At 39.1% G+C, this 22,616-nt stretch carries 14 protein-coding genes; 11 read left to right on the forward strand and 3 right to left on the reverse strand.

Translation table 11 applies throughout. The annotated features are described in order from the left end of the window. Nucleotides 1-105: 105 nt before the first annotated feature. The 3 genes from HWV00_RS11775 to HWV00_RS11785 all read left to right on the forward strand — a co-directional run bounded on the left by HWV00_RS11775 (nucleotide 106) and on the right by HWV00_RS11785 (nucleotide 4,179). A complete protein-coding gene (locus HWV00_RS11775; RefSeq protein WP_211681439.1) occupies nucleotides 106-2,412 on the forward strand; it encodes a hybrid sensor histidine kinase/response regulator in 2,307 nt (768 codons plus the stop codon). 400 nt (nucleotides 2,413-2,812) lie between these two features. Next, complete coding sequence (locus HWV00_RS11780) at nucleotides 2,813-3,178, forward strand: hypothetical protein (protein ID WP_211681441.1); 366 nt, start codon at nucleotides 2,813-2,815, stop codon at nucleotides 3,176-3,178. 74 nt (nucleotides 3,179-3,252) lie between these two features. After that, complete coding sequence (locus tag HWV00_RS11785; protein ID WP_211681443.1) at nucleotides 3,253-4,179, forward strand: diguanylate cyclase domain-containing protein; 927 nt, start codon at nucleotides 3,253-3,255, stop codon at nucleotides 4,177-4,179. A gap of 97 nt (nucleotides 4,180-4,276) precedes the next feature. Here the strand turns inward: HWV00_RS11785 and hrpA are convergent, their stop codons facing one another. Then, on the reverse strand, nucleotides 4,277-8,185 hold the full coding sequence (hrpA, locus tag HWV00_RS11790; RefSeq protein WP_211681445.1) for an ATP-dependent RNA helicase HrpA: 3,909 nt from the start codon (nucleotides 8,183-8,185) through the stop codon (nucleotides 4,277-4,279). Nucleotides 8,186-8,688: 503 nt separating this feature from the next. Here hrpA and glpT point away from each other — a divergent pair. Continuing rightward, complete coding sequence (gene glpT / locus HWV00_RS11795) at nucleotides 8,689-10,050, forward strand: glycerol-3-phosphate transporter (RefSeq protein ID WP_211681447.1); 1,362 nt, start codon at nucleotides 8,689-8,691, stop codon at nucleotides 10,048-10,050. A 100-nt stretch (nucleotides 10,051-10,150) separates the two neighbouring features. On the opposite strand, the gene HWV00_RS11800 is transcribed toward glpT, so the two are convergent. After that, nucleotides 10,151-10,576 (reverse strand): CBS domain-containing protein, encoded by a 426-nt coding sequence (locus tag HWV00_RS11800; RefSeq protein ID WP_211681449.1) that lies wholly within the window; start codon nucleotides 10,574-10,576, stop codon nucleotides 10,151-10,153. 391 nt (nucleotides 10,577-10,967) lie between these two features. Here HWV00_RS11800 and leuC point away from each other — a divergent pair, with 391 nt between their 5' ends. The 6 genes from leuC (at nucleotide 10,968) to HWV00_RS11830 (ending at nucleotide 19,873) form a co-directional block, all read left to right on the forward strand. Continuing rightward, nucleotides 10,968-12,368: a 3-isopropylmalate dehydratase large subunit gene (leuC, locus tag HWV00_RS11805; RefSeq protein WP_211681451.1), complete on the forward strand. Its 1,401-nt coding sequence runs from the start codon at nucleotides 10,968-10,970 to the stop codon at nucleotides 12,366-12,368. Between the two features lie 30 nt (nucleotides 12,369-12,398). Then, entirely contained in the window at nucleotides 12,399-13,019 is a 621-nt protein-coding gene (leuD, locus tag HWV00_RS11810; RefSeq protein WP_211681453.1) for a 3-isopropylmalate dehydratase small subunit, read from the forward strand. Nucleotides 13,020-13,172: 153 nt separating this feature from the next. After that, the gene (locus HWV00_RS11815) at nucleotides 13,173-14,702 is read left to right on the forward strand and encodes an alpha-isopropylmalate synthase regulatory domain-containing protein (RefSeq protein ID WP_255554513.1); all 1,530 of its coding nucleotides are present in this window, start codon (nucleotides 13,173-13,175) and stop codon (nucleotides 14,700-14,702) included. Between the two features lie 434 nt (nucleotides 14,703-15,136). Continuing rightward, complete coding sequence (locus HWV00_RS11820) at nucleotides 15,137-17,059, forward strand: PrkA family serine protein kinase (protein WP_211681457.1); 1,923 nt, start codon at nucleotides 15,137-15,139, stop codon at nucleotides 17,057-17,059. A 23-nt stretch (nucleotides 17,060-17,082) separates the two neighbouring features. Beyond that, complete coding sequence (locus HWV00_RS11825; RefSeq protein WP_211681459.1) at nucleotides 17,083-18,351, forward strand: YeaH/YhbH family protein; 1,269 nt, start codon at nucleotides 17,083-17,085, stop codon at nucleotides 18,349-18,351. Nucleotides 18,352-18,361: 10 nt separating this feature from the next. Beyond that, nucleotides 18,362-19,873, forward strand: a complete 1,512-nt coding sequence (locus tag HWV00_RS11830) for a SpoVR family protein (protein ID WP_211681461.1) — start codon at nucleotides 18,362-18,364, stop codon at nucleotides 19,871-19,873. Nucleotides 19,874-19,953: 80 nt separating this feature from the next. Here HWV00_RS11830 and fadR read toward each other — a convergent pair whose 3' ends face one another. Then, on the reverse strand, nucleotides 19,954-20,733 hold the full coding sequence (gene fadR, locus HWV00_RS11835) for a fatty acid metabolism transcriptional regulator FadR (protein ID WP_211681462.1): 780 nt from the start codon (nucleotides 20,731-20,733) through the stop codon (nucleotides 19,954-19,956). 253 nt (nucleotides 20,734-20,986) lie between these two features. Between fadR and nhaB the strand changes: the two genes are divergently transcribed. Then, on the forward strand, nucleotides 20,987-22,573 hold the full coding sequence (nhaB, locus tag HWV00_RS11840) for a Na(+)/H(+) antiporter NhaB (RefSeq protein WP_211681464.1): 1,587 nt from the start codon (nucleotides 20,987-20,989) through the stop codon (nucleotides 22,571-22,573). The last annotated feature ends 43 nt before the right edge of the window (nucleotides 22,574-22,616 follow it).

Raw genomic sequence — 22,616 nt, forward strand, 5'->3', positions numbered from 1 at the left:
ATAGATTTAGCTAAGGTTGCTGGCACATCTTAGCTTTCAGTGTTGCATGTGATTTCAAATTACCTTTATTCGCTTTCGAACAGTGCCAACTATATGGATGTTGCAATGTTACTCAAGAACAAAATCGCATTATCATTTATCGGATTAATTTTATTTTTCTGGCTAACGACAACGGGCATCATGTTTTATAGCATGCAGAAACAATTTGAGACAAAAACCGGATTACACTTACAACATAATGTTGAAAACGCAGCAAAAAAAGTTGATAACTTTATGCTTAAAACGCAACTTTACTTTGAGCTACTGAGTAAGAGCCCCCTACTTGCACTTGCAGATTATGTTGAAATAACCAATTATTTTGAAGACGTCATTGATACTTTCCCGCATTACAAATCTATCTATTACGTAGACGTACAAGGCAAAATTATCGCGGCCTCAGAAAGCCATACCATTAATGATAATATATTTTCCTATGCCAATAATATACAAAGTAAATTTACTAAAGCACTCGCAGACCCTTCCCATGCCTACATTTCACCTTTAACTCATTTAGGGGGGGGATCTAATAACACTTTTCAACAACGGCATTTTGATTTTAAGCTGATTAGCGCAGTGTTCGAACCGCGCACATCAGAAATCATCGGCGTATTAATCAGTGAAGTCAATGTCACCGAGTTATTTGATATTGTGGCCGATATAGACCAGCAAACGATTGGTGATGAATATGCCTATTTAGTTGATGATCCCGGCAACATATTAATTACTACCGATCCGGGTGCTGAATTATTAAGTCCACATAAAGACTTAGGTATTGAATCTCTACAAGCGAAATTAGAAGGTGATATGGATGGCTACGCTATTTATATGAACGCCGATAATCGTAAAGTAATATCAGGTTATGCTGATCTCGGCGAGTATGGTGCAGAGATGACTGGTGATTGGTCTTTATTAGCAACAGCGCCTTATGACACTATCATGGCGCCATTATTTGACCTCTTTTATAAACTACTCGTGCTCGTATCTTTATGCATCCCTCTCATTGCATGGATAAGTTATGTAATAGCAAAAAATATTACAGGCCCACTGACTAACTTAACCAAACTCACGAACGATATTGGTCAAGGTGATTTTATTGATAATTTACCTATCGATCGGAATTGTGAAGTTGGCACGTTAGGTAATGCACTGCTTAATATGAGCCAGTCTTTAGAACATAAAACTCTTGAATTACAAGATGCCGTCGATCATGCGCGCCGCAGTGAAAAGTCTAAAACCCGCTTTCTCGCTAATATGAGCCATGAAATCAGAACCCCAATGAATGGCGTATTAGGCATGGGGCAAATCTTAACAAAAACACAATTAACTGAAGAACAGCGTACCCACCTTAAAACCATTATGGATTCAGGTAATCACATGATGGCATTGCTTAATGACATTCTAGACTTTTCAAAAATCGAAGAAGGCCAGTTAGATTTAGACGAAGCAAACTTTAACCTCTCCGATATTGCAGGCTCCTTAGCAAGTACCTACTACACCCTCGGTATAGAAAAAGGGATCACATTTAAAGTAATAAACAACTTAGAGGAAGACAGTTGGTTCTTAGGTGATAAAGCAAGAATCAGACAAGTCTTATTTAACCTCGTCAACAATGCCCTTAAGTTCACTAAACACGGTGGCGTTACTGTATCTTTCAATAAGATAAATATCGAAGACGATATCCATACGTTATCAATTGCAGTGAGTGACTCCGGTATTGGTATTGATAGCACACGCGTATCCGCGATTTTTGATCCATTTACGCAAGAAGAATCATCAACAACTCGGCAGTTTGGCGGGACCGGTTTAGGGTTATCTATTGTTAAACAGTTACTCGACTTGATGAATGGACATATTCAACTCGAAAGTATTAAAGGTCAAGGTTCTACCTTTACTGTCACTATTCCCTTGAAGCAAGGCGAATCGATAGACACCATCATACCAGTGAACCATGACATTACCGATTTTGCCGGTTTACATGTGCTTATTGCCGAGGATAATAAAGTGAATCAACTGGTCTTATCTTCGTTTTTAAAAATGAGAAAGATAAGCAGTGATGTCGTGGAAAATGGTGCTGAGGCAATTGAGCAGATACAGAAAAAAGATTACGATTTAATACTGATGGATAATCACATGCCTGTAATGAATGGCACAGATGCAATAAAAGCCATTCGTGCATTGCCACTTAATGTTTCAAATTTACCTATATTTGCCTGTACTGCTGATGCGTACGAAGATACCCGTATTAGCATGCTAAAAGCAGGAGCTGATTATGTGCTAACAAAACCATTAAAAGAAGATACGCTATTAACTGCGCTCGCACTCCTAGAAAAAAAGCATGCCTTGACGGCCTTACCTGCGAATAAGCACGCTTAACCTTCATCAGTTATTACCCATTCATCAATGCTACCCTAACGCTAATTGATGAATAGGTAATAACTCAGATATCCCTCCTAACAAAAGTACTGTGTACCCTTGAGAAAGTACTGTGTATATCGATAAAAGCACTGTGTATATCGATAAAAGTACTGTACGTATCGAGAAAAAACACTGTATACATCTAAGTAAAATCAAATAATAACAACCATGTAATCATAAATACCTATTTGAACCTCACGAATACTAAAAACACCAACAAATTCAAACCACTGATTATTAACACATTTTAAAATTACATTAAATATATATGTATTTAAAATACAATAAATACTTGCAAATAGAATCTCAAAATACTACTGTATATACAACCACTGGATGTACAGACAGGTAAATGACCATGCAAACTAAATCTTTTATGTATAACGCGAACACTTCTGCACAAAACAATGATTTTATTAATGTTGATGAAGCCGTAATTAAAGATAGTCATGGTCAATGGACTGCGATAATTTCACCGCCAATGACGCTAACTGCAGCCTTATTATTGCAGCACGGTATCAGCGCTGAAAGTGCGCTCATCATCCACAAGGCCAAGGTAAGTAATAAGTTTCATACCTTATTAAAAGCAGCGCAAAGCCCGACTATCTCAGCAATTGTTACTTGGGATGATGAACTAACCGCTGATGAAATTTTCAGCGTTAAAGCGACAATGAAAGCCTATAACACTAAGTGTGTGATACAGAGCAACAAAAAATTACACTAATGAAACAGATACTTGCTATATTTAGTTATTAAATCCGTATTTAGCGGACAACGGCTAAAAAGCAAGGACTGCCAATGAAGATCCTTATTATCGATGACTCCAAGATTGAACGAATGATTATTCGATCTTACCTGCAACATCTTAACCACGAAGTTTTTGACGCAGATAGTGGTGAGACAGGTATTGCGTTATTTGGAGACTGCAATCCAGATATTGTATTACTCGGTGTTGTGATGATAGGCATCAATGGCTTTCAAGTTGCTAAGCAGATTAGAGAAGAATTTACCGATTGGGTACCCATTATCTTTCTTAGTGGTAAAACAGCACCAGAAGATGTCATGATTGGCATTGAAGCCGGTGGTGATGACTACCTACCAAAACCAATTCAAAAACAAATACTCATCGCTAAAATGACGGCAATGGAACGTATTGCAACCATGCGTTCACAGTTATTAAAAACCAAGAACGAATTAGAATTAGCGAATGAAGAGTTAGAGCGCCTTGCTACGCTAGATGGCTTAACAGGTATTGCCAACCGTAGACACCTTGATATTACATTATCAAGAGAATTGTCACGCGCGAAACGCCATAGTGAACCACTTACCTTTATCATTGCCGATATTGATTTCTTTAAAAAATATAACGACCACTACGGCCATATCCAAGGTGATGAATGCCTGAAATCTGTCGCCTCTATACTTAATAATACACTGCGTCGCCCTTCAGAACTCGTTGCTCGGTATGGTGGAGAAGAATTCTGCATGTTGCTACCCAATACAGATGCAGATAACGCAAAATTAGTGGCAGGAAAACTCTTAAATGCAGTGAGACGATTAGAGCTTCGACATGCTGGATTAAGTGAACATGCTATTGTCACAATGAGCTTTGGTGTCATGAGCCTCATTCCAAACAGAGATCTGACTGTTAAGGACTTAATGCAACAAGCTGACGAAAAACTATATCAAGCGAAAGAAAATGGCAGAGATCAGTGGATAATGTAACTACGTTAATAAGTTAAGCATAGACGAATAAAAAGAGGGAGGCTATATAGCCTCCCTCTTACGTTAACACACTGAATTCATACGACGCTGTTGATGTTTATAAACTCGCTTTAAACTCTACAAACGCGTTCTTCACGCGCTTAGTCGATACCGGATAGCTTGTTCCTAACTGTTGAGCAAATAACGACACGCGTAATTCCTCTAACATCCAACGCAGCTTTAACAACTCGCTTTGTTGTGCAAGCGTTAACCTCGGTGTTTTTGTTAGTTGAGTATAGTTTTCCAACAAAGGTTGAACCGCGACTAAGTTCGCACGATCACGATTTGGATCGATTTTAAGTTTATTTAGTCGGTGTTCAATACCTGCGATGTAACGTTGCACATCCGCTAACTTCTTAACACCGGTGTTCGTTACAAAACCACTGTAAATCAGATTCGCTAATTGCGCTTTAATATCACCGTTAGCCACGATCATATCCAGCGATATCTTACCTTTAATTTGCTTATGTACTTGGTGAGCAGCGGTAAGTATTTTCTCAACTTGTTTCGCTACTTCAACCGTTTCATCCGCTATATTTGCTCGCACTAATTCTTTCAAGGTGTCGAAGCTTTCTGCATCACTTGGTACAGGGTGTTTAGCAATAAGGCTATCAACAGCACAAGAAATACAGTCATGGATCAAATCAGTTACTTTACCAAATGGGTTAAAATACAGCCCTAGTTTGGCTTTATTTGGTAGTTTCTGCTCAAGGTACTTAATTGGTGATGGTACATTAAGTAAAATTAAACGGCGTAAACCCGATCTTGCTGCAACCGTCGCTTCTTCTTGATGATCAAATAACTTAATCTCAACAGAGTTACGATTATCGACTAATGCAGGATATGCTTTAACTTCATAACCACCGTGTTTTTGCTTAAACTCAGTAGGCAAAGTACCAAAGTCCCATGTCACTAGGCCTTTTTTCTCAATACCATCATCTGCAACTTTAACTAACGTTTCTTGAATATTACCCTGTAGTTGCTGTTTTAATGCCGCTAAGTCATCACCAAAGCTAATTTGCTTTAATTTTTCATCTACAACTTTAAAGTGGATCTTAAGGTGTGTTGGTAGCATCAAGTGCTCCCAGACATCTTGGTCTAAACGCACGCCTGTCATACGTAACAACTGTTTATTTAGACTTGCAGCAAGTTCGCCTTGGCTAGGATCCATATTTTGCAATGCAGCGTCAGCGTAGTTCGGTGCAGGTACAAAATTACGACGTAGTGTTTTTGGCAATGCCTTAATCATGGTAATAATTAACTCTTCACGCAATGCGGGAATCTGCCAATCAAAGCCTTGCTCACTCACCTGATTAAGGATCGCTAATGGAATCACAACGGTAACACCATCTTCCACTTTACCCGGTTCAAAATTATATTCTAATTTGAACTTGAAGCTATTTTGAGTCCAAAATTCAGGATAACTGTGTGCAGTGATTGACTCTGCATCATGTTTCATCAAGCGTTCTTGCGTTAACGTCAACAAATCAGGTGTTTGTTTACTTGCTTTCTTCCACCAGCTATCGAAGTGACGACCAGAGCAAACGTGCTCAGGAATAATGTCTGCGTAGAAGTTAAATAAGTCATCATCGCTAACAAGAATGTCACGGCGACGAGATTTATGCTCTAACGCATGAATACGTTCAACTTCCGCCATATTGTGTTTAAAGAACGCATGCTTCGTATTAAACTCACCTTCAACTAGCGCACTACGAATGAATATTTCACGACATATCACGGGGTCAATCTGACTATAATTAACCATACGTTTTGGCACAATAACCAAGCCGTACAGCGTTACTTTTTCAGCTGCAACAACCGCTGCACGGCGTTTTTCCCAATGAGGTTCACTGTACGTTGATTTATTTAAATGCGTTGCTAAAGGTTCAATCCATTCAGGTTGGATCTTAGCTGCAATACGACCAAATAAACGTGACGTTTCAACCAGTTCAGCAACCATGGTCCATTTAGGCTGTTTCTTAAACAAGCCTGAGCCAGGGAAGATGTTGAACTTACTGTTACGTGCACCTAAATAATCTTGGTCTTTATCTTTGAAACCAACATGACTTAACATACCCGCCAATAACGCTTTATGCACATTATCACTGTTACTGATCTCGCCTTCTTCATTCACCGAGATGGCATTAACAGTAAAGCCTAATTCTTTAACCACTTGTGAAAGTTGGCTGTAAATATCTTGCCACTCTCGCACTCGCATATACGCTAAATAATCTTTCTTACACAACCGACGGAACTGCGACGATGATAACTCATCTTGCTGTTGCTTCACGTAATTCCACAAGTTAACAAACGTAATAAAGTCTGATTCTTTATCATAAAAACGACGATGTTGTTCATCGGCCGCTTGCTGTTTTTCCATTGGACGTTCACGTGGGTCTTGAATTGATAGTGCAGCCGTAATGACCATTACTTCATTCAAACAACCATTCGTATTTGCTTCCATGACCATACGAGCAAGACGCGGATCAATTGGCAGTTTAGCCAATGCAACACCAACAGATGTTAGGCGTTTGTTATGATCATCATTACTGATATCAATCGCACCTAATTCTTCCAACAACTTGAGTCCGTCGGTAATATTACGGCTATCTGGCGGCTGAACGAATGGGAAATTAGCGACATCCCCTAGCCCCAATGCGTGCATTTGTAAAATAACCGATGCAAGATTAGTACGTTGAATTTCAGGGTCAGTAAATTCTGGACGATTGTTAAAGTCTTCTTCACTGTAAAGTCGAATACAAATACCTGCACTAACACGGCCACAACGACCCATACGCTGATTTGCACTCGCTTGTGAAATAGCTTCAATCGGTAAGCGTTGCACTTTAGTACGGTAACTATAGCGGCTGATACGCGCCGTACCTGGGTCGATTACATATTTAATACCCGGTACTGTTAACGATGTTTCTGCCACGTTTGTCGCTAATACAACACGACGGCCAACATGACTTTGGAAAATACGATTTTGTTCTGCATTAGTTAAGCGTGCATACAAAGGTAATACTTCTGTATCGCGTAACTTTAATTTGTTTAACGCATCAGCGGTATCACGGATCTCTCGTTCACCGTTAAGAAACACGAGAATATCGCCAAGCCCTTCACTCTGCAGTTCATCAACAGCATCGACAATGCCTTGGATCTGATCACGTTCATGACCGTCTTCTTGCTCAGCTAAGGCGTTATAACGAACTTCTACAGGGAATGTACGACCAGACACCTCGATCATCGGTGCGTTATTAAAGTGCTTAGAAAATCGCTCTGGATCAATCGTCGCAGAGGTAATAATCACTTTAAGATCAGGACGTCGGTTAAGTAGCTGTTTAAGATAACCCAGAATAAAATCAATATTTAAACTACGTTCATGGGCTTCATCGATAATTAAAACGTCGTATTTACTTAAAAAACGATCCTGTTGGATCTCAGCAAGCAAAATACCGTCAGTCATCAACTTAATATAACTTTTCTTACTGACGTTATCGTTAAAACGGATCTTGTAACCGACATGCTCACCGAGCTCTGAATCAAGCTCTTCGGCAATACGGTTAGCAACAGTACGTGCCGCAAGTCGTCTTGGTTGTGTATGGCCAATCATGCCATCGATACCTAAACCAAGGTCGAGACAGATCTTAGGGATCTGAGTGGTTTTACCCGAGCCTGTTTCACCAGCAATAATAACAACTTGGTTATTTAAAATAGCGGCGGCAATATCGTCACGTTTTTGACTGACTGGTAATGCGTCTGGATAAGATACGACAGGTAAGTTATCAATACGAGACTGACGCAAACTCGATGATGCAGCAATATCTTGCTGTAGCTTATCGACTGCTTTTTCTTGCTTTTCAGCCGGTAGTTTTTGTGCTGTTTGCAGTCGACGTTTAAAACGAAAACGATCGGAGTGCATACAGTTAGATAGCTCAGCTGTCAGGGATTTTAAGATACTCTGCATAATAGTTAGAAAGCGCCCGTTAACTCTAGTTCAAAAGCGAAATACTATGCCAGTATTTATGGAATTTCAAATGATTATTGAATTTCATCTGAAATGCACGTCTACCACACGTTATTAATGCCGTAGAAAATTATGATGGGACATTTTTTAGACTATTAACTCGATGCTCATCAAATATAAATTAAATGATGAACGGCAAGTAATCCTTACACTTTTTAGCATTTTACGCCTCGCAATCAGCAAAACTACCTATATATAAGCAGTTAAAATCAAGTTAAAATCAAGTTAAACAGCCTGTCACGTAAAATTTACACATACAAAAACAATTAAGAAAGTTATATATGTTTATTCAAATATTATATCTAATTGATTTTAAACACATGTTTATTCGATCTTCATCACATAAAATTTCTTCGAAAGAAAATAGAATTCGCTCGAACGAACTTCACACCCTATAAAATGGTTATTTAAAACCATCAACACGTTGAAACTCGAGGTTATAAATGTTTGGTATTTTCAAACCTAAAGAGCACATTGCTCGTTTACCCGCAGATCAAGTTGACTCCACTTATAAACATTTAAGATGGCAGTTATTCTTTGGTATTTTCTTTGGCTACGCTGGCTACTATTTAGTACGTAAAAACTTCAGTCTCGCAATGCCCTATTTAATAGAACAAGGCTTTAGCCGTGGTGATCTTGGTGTTGCATTATCTGCAGTATCTATTTCATACGGACTTTCTAAGTTTTTAATGGGCAGTGTCTCTGATCGCTCGAACCCCCGCTACTTCTTAACCGCAGGTCTACTAATGTCTGCGGCTGTTATGTTTACTTTTGGTTATATGCCATGGGCAACAAGTAGTATTACTGCAATGTTCGTTTTACTCTTTTTAAACGGTTGGTTCCAAGGTATGGGCTGGCCAGCTTGCGGCCGAACCATGGTGCATTGGTGGTCTAAAAAAGAACGTGGTGAATTGGTTTCCGTTTGGAACGTCGCGCATAATGTGGGTGGTGGCTTAATCGGTCCTATGTTCCTACTTGGTTTGTGGGCGTTTAATGATGATTGGCATGCCGCTTTCTATGTGCCAGCTTTCTTTGCTGTTATTGTTGCCTTCTTTGTTTGGGTCACCATGCGTGATACACCTCAATCTTGTGGCTTACCACCAATTGAAGAATATAAAGATGATTATCCTGATGATTACAGCAAAGATCATGAACAAGAGATGACAGCAAAAGAAATCTTCTTCAAATATGTACTCAATAACAAACTGCTATGGTCTATCGCGATTGCTAACGCGTTTGTGTATATGATCCGTTACGGCGTTTTAGATTGGGCCCCTGTTTATCTAAAAGAAGCAAAGGGGTTCACCGTAGACGGTTCTTCTTGGGCTTACTTCTTATATGAATGGGCAGGTATTCCCGGCACGCTACTTTGTGGCTGGATCTCAGATAAATTATTCAAAGGTCGCCGTGCTCCAGCAGGGATATTGTTCATGGCACTCGTCACGGTTGCAGTCCTTGTATATTGGTTTAACCCTCCCGGCAATCCGGCTATTGATATGGCAGCATTAATTGCAATCGGTTTCTTAATCTACGGCCCTGTTATGTTAATTGGTCTGTATGCTCTAGAACTTGCACCGAAAAAAGCCGCTGGTACTGCAGCAGGTTTAACTGGCCTATTTGGTTATCTAGGTGGTGCAGTAGCTGCAAATGCAGTACTTGGCTATACAGTAGACCATTTTGGTTGGGATGGTGGTTTCATGGTATTAGTCGGTTCTTGCTTTGCTTCTATCATTTGCTTAAGTTATGCCTACTTCGGTGAAAAGCGCATCCACAACGATAAAAATGGCGAGACAGCTATCGCTTAATTAAGCCTATTGTTTATTTCGTCTTAGAACACATTGAAAGTAAATAAATAATGTAAAGGCTACAAATTCTGTAGCCTTTTATTTTAACTTTAAAAATCACCTAGATATTAGCTGCGTTTTCATAACAAGCTTGCAGTTGTTTATCCATTGCTATTAACACATCACGGCGCGTAATGATGCCAACAAGTAGTCCGTGACCATTAATAACGGGATATACTTTAGGCTTTGCAGACAACATTTGCTGTGCCAATTCTATAATACTATCTTCAACTGTCACTGTTAGCACATCAGCACGCATCACATCATTAACTATTGCTACTTGTTCGCAATAGTAACTTGACTCCAATAGTGACGCTAAACAATCTTGCTCCGACACCCAGCCAATAAGTGTATCGTTATCATCCACGACAGGAGCACCGATATGAGCCGATTTCAGTAATCTATCTACCGCCGTAGCCACAGGCATATTTGCCGTTAACTTAATTGGCCGCAACTGCATATAATCAGATACTTTTAAAGAATTCATTCCATCACCCCTTTAATCATTGATCTATTTAAAATAATACATGGCTATTACTTCTCTTAAGCATAGGTTATATGGTTATTTCTACAATCAAGACGCGAAAATGGTTCAAATTACTTTATTTACAACATTGAAAAACTAAAAAGTAAAAAAAACAAACATAATATAAAAAATAAATAACCCCAAAAATAACAAATCTAACGATATCTCAAACTGAATATTTATAATTAACCAGATTTAAAAACCATAATTACTTAAGACTGCAGGATATATGCAAGTAAGATATTTATAATACTGATGGTTAATGAAATTATGTTCTTGAAGAACGTCACCCAATTGTCATAGTATCAAGGCATAAGAAATATAAATATCTCGCTTGATGGGAAGGGAAGCAATGAAAAAGACAATGTATGAAAAGATTTGGGATTCGCACTTAGTTCATGAACCAGAGAATGGAACCCCGCTACTCTACATCGATCGTCACTTGATGCACGAAGTAACAAGTCCACAAGCATTTGAAGGCTTAAAGGTACAAAATCGTCCGATCCGTAATCGTCATAGTATTTTGGCGACAATGGACCACTGTGTACCAACAGTAGATCGCCATCTGCCAATTAAAGATCCTATTGCTGCAAAGCAAATTGATACGATGGCTAATAACTGTGATGAACATGATCTACTAATTTACGATATGCAGAACGTGAATAATGGTGTTATTCATATTGTGGTACCTGAACATGGCTTTATCCACCCGGGTATGACTGCCGTTTGTGGTGATTCACATACAGCGACACACGGTGCATTTGGTGCGTTAGCATTCGGTATCGGTACCTCTGAAGTTGAGCATGTAATGGCAACTCAGACGCTGCAACAGAAAAAATCTAAAACTATGCTAGTTAGCGTAGAAGGTACATTATCGAAATATTCAACAGCAAAAGATATCGCGCTTGCTGTGATTGGTAAAATTGGTACTGCTGGCGGTACTGGTCATGTAATCGAGTTCGCAGGTTCTGCAATTCGCGACCTGACAATGGAAGGTCGCATGACCTTATGTAACATGGCGATTGAAGGTGGCGCACGTGCCGGTCTTATCGCACCTGATGAAACAACATATGCTTACCTTGAAGGTAAAGAGTTCGCACCAAAAGGTGATCACTGGACTGCTGCACTAGCATACTGGAAATCACTACCGACTGATGACGGTGCTGAATTTGATACAATAATCGAACTTAAAGCGGAAGATATTGCACCACAAGTAACTTGGGGGACATCACCAGAACAAGTTGCAGCTGTAAACGCGACAGTGCCTTCACCAAGTGATTTTAGTGATGAAATTAAAGCTTCTGCATGTAAAGGCGCCCTTGCCTACATGGATATTGAAGCTGGCGCACCAATCACTGATATTAATATTGATCTTGTGTTCGTTGGTTCTTGCACTAACGGTCGTATTGAAGATTTCCGTGCTATTGCTGAATTAACAGCAGGTAAAAAAGTAAACGCTTCAGTACAAGCAATCGCAGTACCAGGGTCTTACCTTGTTAAAGAACAAGCTGAAAAAGAAGGTCTTGATAAGATCTTAGTTGCAGCAGGTTGGGAATGGCGTGAACCAGGCTGTTCTATGTGTCTAGCGATGAATGGTGATCAATTAAGTGAAGGTCAACGTAGTGCATCTACGTCAAACCGTAACTTCGAAGGTCGCCAAGGTAAGGGTGGACGTACTCACCTCGTATCTCCAGCAATGGCAGCCGCGGCTGCAATCGAAGGTCACTTTGTTGACATTCGTCACTGGGCATAAACTTTAGCACATTAGAGACAAGGAATTAGAATGAAAGCATATAAAAATCATACTAGTGTTGCTGCATTAATGAATCGTAGTAACGTAGATACAGACCAAATCATCCCAAAACAGTTCTTGAAAAAAGTAGAACGTACCGGTTTTGGTATTCACCTATTTCATGATTGGCGTTTTCTTGATGATGGTTCTGAAAACCCAGCATTTGAATTAAATAAACCAGCATTCAAAGGCGCTAAAATCTTAGTTGCTGGTGATAACTTTGGTTGTGGTTCATCACGTGAACATGCACCTTGGGCGATTGAAGATTTTGGTTTCAACACGATTATCTCAACTAGCTACGCTGACATTTTCTACTCAAACTGCTTTAAAAACGGTATTTTACCAATCCGTGTAAGCAAAGAAGTATTAGCTGCTTTAATGGCTGAAATTGATGCGAACGAAGGCGTTGAGTTTACTGTTGATTTACCTGCACAAACAGTAACAACACCGGGTGGTATTGTTATTGATGTAGAGGTCGACCCATTCCGTAAGCAAAGCCTTATCGAAGGTGCTGATGATATCTCATGGACATTAAAGCACGAAGCTAAAATCACGGAATTCGAAACAGCAAACAAGCAACAGTTCCCATGGTTATGGACTGAAGCGAGCTAACGTTTCGAGATAGCTTAATCTTAGTAAACCTAAAATCTGTAGTCGCAATACAAACGTGATAACAGAATTCACTAAGATACGGTTTAAAAGCGGGTAGTCACCTTCTACTCGCTCTTTCCCTACAATTTGAAGCAGGTAGCAAATATGGAAATCATGCGCCCTCACGTCCAGCTAATGGACACCACTCTTCGTGATGGAGAGCAAACCCAAGGGGTCTCCTTCACGCCCGATGAAAAAGTTAGTATTGCCAAAGCCCTACTCCAATCTCTTAATGTTGACCGAATTGAAGTTGCTTCTGCACGCGTTTCTTTAGGCGAAAAAAATGCCGTTTCATCATTAATGCAATGGGCAGAGCAAGAACACGTTTCGCATCGTATCGAAATATTGGGCTTTGTCGATCACACAAAAAGTGTCGATTGGATAAAATCCAGTGGTGCCAAGGTAATCAACTTACTCACTAAAGGCAGTGAAAAACACTGTAAAGAACAACTGCGTAAAACCCCCGCCGAACATATTGCTGATGTAAGAGAAACCATTCACTACGCAATAGAGCAAGGTTTAACCGTCAATATCTATCTTGAAGATTGGTCTAATGGTTATAGTGCAAACCCAGACTACGTCTACAACATGGTGCATGAATTATCAGATCTTCCAATTCAACATTACATGCTACCAGATACACTCGGAGTCATGTCTCCGGATGAAGTCCATACTAGTTTGTCAGATATGATAGCTCGATTTCCCCAGAAAAAATTTGATTTTCACCCACACAATGATTACGGTTTAGCCACTGCAAATGCATTAGCAGCCGCAAAAGTCGGTATTAGTGCCATTCACTGTACAGTTAATTGCCTTGGTGAACGAGCAGGTAATGCATCACTTGCAGAAGTCGCCGTGGTTCTTAAAGATAAACTCGGGCTTAAGTCATCAATCAACGAACAGCACATCCATCAGATCAGCCAAATGATTGAAAACTTCTCAGGTAAAATAACGCCTGCGAATGCCCCTATCATTGGCGCAGATGTATTTACTCAAACAAGTGGTATTCATGCTGACGGCGATAACAAAGGTGGCTTATATCAAACCGTATTGGGTCCTGAACGGTTTGAGCGAACGCGTACTTATGCTCTGGGTAAAATGAGTGGCAAAGCATCATTAGAAAAAAACCTAGAAGACTTAAGCATTGATTTAAGTCCAGAACAAAAAACCAGATTGCTTGAGCGTATTGTGACTCTGGGCGATCAAAAAGCCATCATTACACCAGAAGATCTCCCGTTCATTATTGCTGATTTACTCGAAAGTAAAGATTATTCACATATCGAGTTACTTAACTGTTCAATTACATCTGGGCTTAATGTTGATTCAACCGCCAGTATTCGTATTCGCATTGGTGATGATATTTATAAATCTGCGGGCTCTGGTAATGGCGGTTTCGATGCGTTTAGCATGGCTATTCAAGCTATTATGCAAAAAGTGGGGTTTGAATATCCAAGCTTAGAAAACTATCAAGTTCGAATTCCACCGGGCGGTAAAACCAGCGCCCTAACAGAAAGCTTTATTACTTGGCAACAAGGGGATAGATCGTTCCGTACACGCGGTGTTAGCTCCAATCAAGTATTCGCAGGTGTACAAGCAACAATGCGTATGCTAAATAAATTATTACATGAAACAATAACGGTATAGACTCCATCTACACAGGTTTACGCTCAATATCGTTAGCGTAAACCTGCCACGAACTTAATCCATCTCATTCGCAATATCCTATTTAATCAATCGCGAGTCACAATTCACAAATATCATAGTTAAATATAACTTTATCACATTTTGATTAAGCTATACTTTATTTATATATTGCAACTCCTGCATTTACCAACATAAAAATCTACAAAACAAGCCTACCCCTTCCTTATTCACTAACAAACGCACCGTAACCATTAAAATATAATATTGCGGTCATAATAAAAAACAATAAAACGCTTATAAAACGCTTATAAAACCGCAATTTAATTACGCAATTTTAAAATCAAAGTCTAAATTTAGATTAGAAGTTAGAAATACTTCAGACTTGTAGATGCTAATGTTTGCTGATGCAAGTAATTACATTTTGGGGGTAACCAATGGGTATTTTTGAACATTACCAGCAAAGATACGAAGAAAGTCGTGAAGAAGAATATACAATTCAAGAGTTCTTGAATTTATGCCGTGACGACAAAAAAGTATATGCATCTGCTGCTGAAAGATTATTAAACGCAATCGGTGAGCCAGAAATGGTTGATACCGCGACAGATTCTCGCCTAAGCCGATTATTTTCCAACCGTGTTGTTGCACGCTATCCAGCCTTCGAAGAGTTTTATGGCATGGAAGATGCGATTGAACAAATCGTGGCTTATTTAAAACATTCCGCACAAGGCTTAGAAGAAAAGAAACAAATTCTTTACCTGCTTGGGCCTGTTGGTGGTGGTAAATCATCGCTTGCTGAAAAACTCAAAGACTTAATGCAAAACGAACCCATCTATCGCATCAAGGGTTCGCCAGTCAACGACCATCCATTTAGCTTATTTGACGTCACAGAAGATGCCACGATTCTTCGTAATGAATATGGTATCCCAACTCGTTACCTCGGCCATGTAATGTCACCTTGGGCAGCAAAACGCTTAAAAGAATTTGGCGGTGATATTAGCCAATTTAAAGTTGAAAAAGTACGACCATCCATATTGCATCAAATTGCCATTGCTAAAACCGAACCCGGTGATGAAAATAATCAAGACATTTCATCACTCGTGGGTAAAGTTGATATTCGTCAGTTAGAACATTTTTCACAAGATGATCCAGACGCATACAGCTACTCTGGCGCACTATGTAAAGCGAACCAAGGCGTAATGGAATTTGTAGAGATGTTTAAAGCACCTATTAAAGTGCTGCATCCCCTCCTTACTGCAACCCAAGAAGGTAACTACAACAGTACCGAAGGGCTATCAGCATTACCTTTTGAAGGTATTATTCTTGCCCATTCTAATGAATCAGAGTGGCAAACATTCCGTAATAACAAAAACAATGAAGCGTTTTTAGATCGAGTTTACATTGTTAAAGTTCCTTACTGCTTGCGTATTAGCGAAGAACAATCAATTTATCGTAAACTGCTAGAAAACAGTGCACTACACAATGCTAAATGTGCACCGGGTACGCTAGATGCCCTCTCTCAATTTACAGTGCTATCACGTATTAAAGATCCAGAAAATTCATCCATCTACTCAAAAATGCGTGTATACGATGGCGAAACACTGAAAGATACAGATCCAAAAGCAAAATCATACCAAGAGTATCGTGATTACGCTGGTGTAGACGAAGGTATGTCAGGGCTATCAACCCGTTTTGCCTATAAGATCCTATCAAAAGTATTTAACTTTGATCATGCAGAAGTAGCCGCTAACCCAGTACACCTTTTCTATGTACTAGAGCAGCAGATAGAACGTGAACAATTCCCTCAAGACATTGCAGATCGCTATTTAGAATTTCTAAAAGGTTACCTAATTCCACAATACGTTGAGTTTATTGGTAAAGAAATTCAAACAGCCTATTTAGAATCTTATTCAGAATATGGCCAAAACATTTTCGATCGTTACGTCACCTATGCCGACTTCTGGATCCAAGATCAGGAATACCGAGACCCAGAAACTGGACAACTATTTGATCGAGAAGCTTTAAATAACGATTTAGAAAAAATAGAAAAGCCAGCGGGTATTAGTAACCCTAAAGACTTCCGTAATGAAATCGTTAATTTCGTGTTGCGTGCAAGAGCAAATAACAGCGGTAAAAACCCAGCATGGGTTAGCTACGAAAAACTCCGTACCGTTATCGAGAAGAAAATGTTCTCCAATACAGAAGAGTTGTTACCCGTTATTTCATTTAACGGCAAAACATCCAATGATGAACAACAAAAACATGACAACTTTGTAGCCCGTATGATGGAAAAAGGCTATACCAAAAAACAAGTTAGATTGTTGGCTGAGTGGTATTTACGCGTTCGTAAATCATCATAATAGTATTCTTTTAGGGGGATGAGATGGCACATTTTATTGATCGCAGATTAAATGGTAAAAATAAAAGTACCGTTAATCGACAGCGCTTTATGCGTCGTTATAACTCACAAATAAAAAAAGCGGTATCTGATGCTGTAAACAATCGCAGTATCCAGGATATTACATCTGGAGAAAGTGTCAGTATTCCAACGCGTGACATCTCAGAACCAATTTTTCATCAGGGTAAAGGGGGTAAACGTACTGTCGTTCATCCTGGTAACGACCAATTCATCAAGGGTGATAAAATTAGTCGTCCACCAGCAGGTGGCGGTTCCGGATCTGGCGGTGGCGAAGCCAGTGATAGCGGTGAAGGTAGCGATGGTTTTAATTTCCAAATTTCAAAAGATGAATATCTAGATCTCCTATTTGAAGATCTAGAGTTACCTAACTTACAAGAAAATCAACTTAACAGCATTGTAGAAATGAAGACCCATCGCGCAGGTTACACCTCAAACGGTAACCCTGGTAATATTGCGATTGTTAAATCATTACAAAACTCATTAGCAAGACGTACTGCCCTTGCTGGCGGTAAAAAAAGAAAAGTGAAAGCGCTGGAACAACAAGTTGATGAATTAACTAAACAAGGGGATGTTGAAGGTCAATTTATCGCAGAATTGAAAAAAGAAATTGCCGAACTCAAAGAGCGGATCAGCAAAGTCCCTTTCATTGATACCTTTGATTTACGCTATAACAACTTTGAACAATATGCAGTACCCAATAGCCAAGCTGTAATGTTTTGTTTAATGGACGTATCAGGATCAATGGATCAACCCACAAAAGATATGGCTAAACGTTTCTATATTCTTTTGTACCTGTTCTTAACACGAACCTATAAAACCATTGAAGTGGTTTATATTCGTCATCACACGCAAGCAAAAGAAGTGGACGAACATGAATTCTTTTACTCGCAAGAAACTGGCGGCACTATCGTATCCTCGGCTTTAAAATTAATGGATAAAATTGTGACGGATAAATTCCCGGCAAGCGAATGGAATATCTATGCCGCGCAAGCATCAGATGGTGATAACTGGGCTGATGATTCACCCCTATGCCGAAAATTATTACAGACTAAGATAATGCCTAAAGTACGTTATTTTAGTTATATTGAAATTACCAATCGTGCGCATCAAACACTATGGCGAGAATATGAAAAAGTAGCGGAAGAATATTCGCAATTTGCCTTACAGCATATTCGTCAACTTGAAGATATATACCCTGTATTCCGTGAACTATTTAAGAAACAGGTCGCTTAGGGAGAAGAATATGTTAAAAGATGAAGTGAAGCAGCTCGACGATGGTCCAGATTGGAACTTTCCACTACTTGAAGAGTATCACGTTGAAATTAAGCGTATTGCAGAATACTATCGACTTGATACCTACCCCAATCAAATCGAAGTGATCACGGCAGAGCAAATGATGGATGCCTATTCTTCAGTAGGGATGCCAATTGGCTATAATCATTGGAGCTTTGGTAAGAAATTCATTCAAACAGAACAAAGTTATAAACGTGGTCAAATGGGCTTGGCATATGAGATTGTCATTAATTCAAATCCTTGTATCGCCTACCTCATGGAAGAAAATACCATACCAATGCAAGCGTTAGTCATCGCTCACGCTTGCTACGGACACAACTCTTTCTTTAAAAACAACTACTTATTTAAATCATGGACAGATGCAGATTCAATTATTGATTACCTTGTATTCTCTAAAAACTACATTGCAGAATGTGAACAGAAATACGGTATCGATGCAGTCGAAAACATTGTGGATTCTTGTCATGCTTTGATGAATTATGGCGTAGACCGCTATAAACGACCGAGTGAACCATCATTAAGCGAAGAAAAACGTCGTCAACAAGAACGCACTGATTACTTACAAACTCAAGTCAATGAGTTATGGCGTACACTACCCAAAAGCAATGAAAAAGAAATACCTGTTGAACCTAATTATCCAGCAGACCCACAAGAAAACATCTTGTACTTTGTAGAAAAAAACGCACCACTGTTACAATCATGGCAACGTGAAATAATTCGCATCGTTCGAAAAATAAGCCAATATTTCTATCCACAAAAACAAACTCAAGTCATGAATGAAGGCTGGGCGACATTTTGGCATTACACTATCACGAACCATATGTATGACGAGGGCTTAGTATCTGATAAATTTATGTTAGAGATATTACATAATCATACAAATGTCGTCGCACAACCTGCCTATAATAGCCCTTATTATTCAGGTATGAACCCATATGCTCTCGGGTTTGCAATGTTTACAGATATCCGACGTATTTGTGAGCATCCAACAGAAGAAGATAAAGCTTGGTTCCCCGATATTGCTGGCAGTGATTGGTTGGAAACATTACATTTTGCAATGCAGAACTTTAAAGATGAGAGCTTCATTAGCCAATACTTATCACCAAAAGTAATGCGTGAAATGCATTTCTTCTCGATAGAAGATAATGAAAATAGTAAATTTATTGAAGTATCAGCTATTCATAACGAAGAAGGTTATCAACGTCTGCGTAATAAACTATCAGCACAGTATAACTTAAGTAACAACGAACCTAATATTCAGGTATTCAATGTCGATAGAAAAGGTGATCGTTCATTAACATTACGCTATGTCCCTCATCAGGATATTCCGCTTGACGACAAATCTGCGCAAGAAGTAATGAAACACCTTCATCGATTATGGAGTTTTGATGTACGACTAGAACAAATTCAGCCGAATGGAAACACAGAGGTTATCTGCCAGTGTAGCGGCCCAAAGATTTAAGTTTCCGCGTATAAAGTATTAAATATTAAGCATAAAAAAACCAGTCAATGACTGGTTTTTTAGTATGGGATACAGCGTGATTATTTAATACGTTGTTCGAAAGCGACGCAAATATCATCCCATGTTTCATCACGGTACTGCTGCCAAAGAAGGCCTGAGTTCATACCATAGTTACGAATCACATTTAAACTCTCATCAGCTTGGTTGTTTTGCGCAATCTCTTTTAGCTCACGATAAAAATCTTTTGCTAATGCACGTGCTTCAGGGTAATCAAAATAGATTTTACCTAAAATACGATACATATTATCAAAACCATTCAAAATCAGTGCATAAACTAAATTGCCTGATAAGAAGGCTAATTTATGTAACATACTATAATCGTAGGCTGTGTATGCATCTTTATCGTCAGCAAGAGCTTCAGCTTCATTCAAGATTTCGACTACACGTTCAGGATCACGTTTTATCGCAGCACGAACAAAAATAACACTAATGTTAGTACGTGCAGATAACAAGTCACTCACCAATTCAGGTAAACGTTCAGGATCTAATCTAACCAAGTCTTCTAAAATAGAAAGACTTGATGTTTCCCAAAAATTATTCACCTGTGTTGGTTTCCCATGGCGAATAGTTAACCAACCATCACGCGCCAAACGTTGTAATACTTCACGCAATGTAGTTCGAGTAACACCAATAAGCTCAGAAAGTTCTCTTTCTGCAGGAAGAATTGAACCCGGAGGAAAACGATTTTTCCAAATCGATTCGATCAGATACTCTTCGGCAAAGCCCGCTGGGCTCTTCGCCTTAATAATACCGTCGCTCTGACGTTTTTTATTTGTCATTTTATTATCAGTAATATCCATTTAACTTCTCATTTGGAAATATAACAGGTTGTGTCTTTTCAAATCTTAGCATCCGGAAGCAACTCCGACCAGATTTAAATTAGATACTACCATCTGAATAGTTGCTATCCGATTAAAATATTAAAACAAGTTTAATTGCAATAACAATAATCTGTATCAATAAAAAGAATGGCGAACCTCACAAAATACGCTTAGAATACAGAAAATTTCAAATTCATTAACTTCATTTAAACAAAATATTGGACAACCTCACATGGATATAAGCCTTAGTACGGCGGCCAAATTGAACTTCTTAGGTAATTCACCTCAGTGGTACAAAATTGCAATTATTGCCTTCCTTATTATTAACCCGATTATTTTTTCAATTGACCCATTCATTGCAGGTTGGTTATTAGTTATCGAATTTATTTTCACCTTGGCAATGGCATTAAAATGCTATCCTCTTCAGCCAGGTGGTTTACTTGCAATTGAAGCAGTTGCGATAGGCATGACCTCCGCAGAGCAAGTTCAGCACGAACTTGTCAGTAACATTGAAGTATTATTATTATTAATCTTCATGGTTGCCGGTATCTATTTCATGAAGTCTTTATTACTTTATGTATTTACTAAATTACTTATTAACATCCGTTCTAAAGCACTACTCGCTTTATCTTTCTCGGTTGTTTCAGCTTTCTTATCTGCATTCCTTGATGCGTTAACAGTGATTGCAGTTGTAATCAGTGTGGCAATTGGTTTCTATAGCATTTACCACAAAGTTGCATCGGGCCGTGATTTTAAACATGATCACGACCATACAGATGACGCATCAGTAAATGAACTTAAACGCCAAGATCTTGATGATTACCGTGCATTTTTACGTAGCTTAATGATGCACGCTGGTGTCGGTACTGCACTTGGTGGTGTATGTACTATGGTTGGTGAACCACAAAATTTAATCATTGCAGAACAAGCAGGCTGGGATTTCCTTGAGTTTGCATTACGCATGTCTCCAATTACAGTACCGGTATTTTTCTTTGGTCTACTAACGTGTTTCCTCGTAGAGAAGTTCAAAGTATTTGGTTACGGGGCTGAATTACCACCAGCAGTACGTACTATCTTGGTTGATTTTGATAAGTTTGAAGATGCAAACCGTAGCCAACGTGAGCGTGTTAAACTTTATACACAAGCAGCAATTGGTGTTTGGTTAATCATTGGTCTAGCAATGCATTTAGCTGCTGTAGGTCTGATCGGTTTATCTGTGATTATTCTAGCGACTGCATTTAACGGTATCACTGAAGAACACGCCTTAGGTAAAGCATTTGAAGAAGCACTGCCCTTCACTGCATTACTGGCGGTATTCTTCACTATTGTTGCCGTGATCATTGATCAGCAACTCTTCATCCCACTGATTAGTGCAGTACTTGCAGCTGACCCACATCAGCAACTACCGTTATTCTATTTAGCTAATGGTATCTTATCGATGGTGAGTGATAACGTATTTGTTGGTACTGTTTATATTACAGAAGTAAAAGCAGCACTCGTTAACGGCACAATTACACGTGAGCAGTTCGACTTACTTGCTGTAGCAATTAATACCGGTACTAATTTACCCTCAGTTGCAACGCCAAACGGACAAGCGGCATTCTTATTCTTATTAACATCAGCCGTTGCACCATTACTACGTTTATCATATGGCCGTATGGTTATCATGGCATTACCGTATACGATTGTAATGACGTTAATTGGTCTTGGTTCACTGATGTATTTCTTAGAGCCAGCAACAGCAATGATGCTGGATATGGGCTTAATTACAGCGCATGTAGACAGTGCAGCAGATGTTGTTAAATCAGCAGGTCACTAGCTACACAGAATACCGATAATTAATTGTTCGGTTTAAAAAACGT

The sequence above is a fragment of the Moritella sp. 24 genome, assembly GCF_018219155.1.
Classification (GTDB): domain Bacteria; phylum Pseudomonadota; class Gammaproteobacteria; order Enterobacterales; family Moritellaceae; genus Moritella.